5 tRNA genes are annotated in these 1,410 nt (G+C 55.5%); all 5 read left to right on the forward strand.

The features are described 5' to 3' along the window. The 5 genes from AC1DYX_RS31150 (at position 1) to AC1DYX_RS31170 (ending at position 561) form a co-directional block, all read left to right on the forward strand. Positions 1-76 (forward strand) — tRNA-Gly (locus AC1DYX_RS31150). 54 nt (positions 77-130) lie between these two features. Beyond that, positions 131-206, forward strand: a tRNA-Gly gene (locus tag AC1DYX_RS31155). Positions 207-238: 32 nt separating this feature from the next. After that, positions 239-314: transfer RNA gene (locus AC1DYX_RS31160), tRNA-Gly, on the forward strand. A gap of 25 nt (positions 315-339) precedes the next feature. After that, positions 340-415, forward strand: a tRNA-Gly gene (locus AC1DYX_RS31165). Between the two features lie 72 nt (positions 416-487). After that, a tRNA-Cys gene (locus AC1DYX_RS31170) sits at positions 488-561 on the forward strand. Positions 562-1,410 lie beyond the last annotated feature (849 nt).

Here is a 1,410-nt window from a genome sequence, read left to right on the forward strand (position 1 = left end):
GCGGGAGTAGCTCAGTTGGTAGAGCGCAACCTTGCCAAGGTTGAGGTCGAGAGTTCGAGACTCTTCTCCCGCTCCAGTCCTCGTCAGATGAGGCTGGGGCAGCAGTAACACAGTACAGTAAGACTCCAATGCGGGAGTAGCTCAGTTGGTAGAGCGCAACCTTGCCAAGGTTGAGGTCGAGAGTTCGAGACTCTTCTCCCGCTCCAGTGTTTTACGGTAGCAAGTGATGAACTCCTAAGCGGGAGTAGCTCAGTTGGTAGAGCGCAACCTTGCCAAGGTTGAGGTCGAGAGTTCGAGACTCTTCTCCCGCTCCAGTGATTCACGGTGGTAGTATCCAATGCGGGAGTAGCTCAGTTGGTAGAGCGCAACCTTGCCAAGGTTGAGGTCGAGAGTTCGAGACTCTTCTCCCGCTCCAGATTAGAGAAGCCAGCCTTCTCGTGTCGCTGCGACAGATAACCGGTCGTTGCGGCATGTAAAAGTCTCCTCCGGCGAGGTAGCAAAGCGGTTATGCAGCGGCCTGCAAAGCCGTGTAGATGGGTTCGACTCCCATCCTCGCCTCCAGAATATCTGTAGATCAGCGCGATTGCGCTGATCTACGTCACGAGTTCGCCCGGTTCTAGAGCGTTGAACGTCCCTTCTGTTTTCCTTTCGGGTGGCAGTCAGAAGCCGAGCTGCGCAAAGGTGGTTAGCGCGCGCAGAGCAATTTGGCTATTAAGTGTCTACACATGCCGTGGCGGTTCAATTGATCCTTTGTAGGTATTTGCAAGCATAGCAGCAGCTCGGGCAAATTGTTAACAAAGACAATCTCCGGCCAAGTCGATTACGCCTGTGAGCCAGTCGACCACCAAGATGGTCCGCCCGCCCAGCATCGATGGCGGCTCGGCGAATCGTTGGCTCAAGCTGGGCGTGTTTCCTGCTGTAGGCTGAGGGCGCGGTCGCGCTCATCCGTGACTGCCATGATCGCGTCTTGCAACGCGTCAACCTGACGTTTTGAATCGCGTGTCAGCGTTGCACGATCAGTTTCTGTCGGGTAACATTGACGCCGCAGGTGAATTGGTGAGCGGCTGAGGACATTCATCATGCCAGAAACGGCCACCAATCCCCGTCTTTGCGCTTGCACGGTCGAGCTGCTTTCGCTTTCTCCGCCAGTTTTGCAAGCGCCTCAGATATGCGTAACCTCATCTTTGGCAATTTCATCTTTTCCCGTTTCCTGTTCTGCGGCCGCCGCAGAGAATGCACCAACGACACATGAGGAAGGCTTTGTTGCAKAAATCAGCRGAGYTCGTAATRCCCCAAACCCCAMACGGAATTACGGCATGGTCACYGCCACAGTCGTGGGCGTRCCCAACCGCGTGAARCGATTGAGRATGGCGGCACGGACCTGTAACTCGGCGACCTGRCGGTCGAAGT

Source organism: Massilia sp. P2_C2 (genome assembly GCF_056404615.1).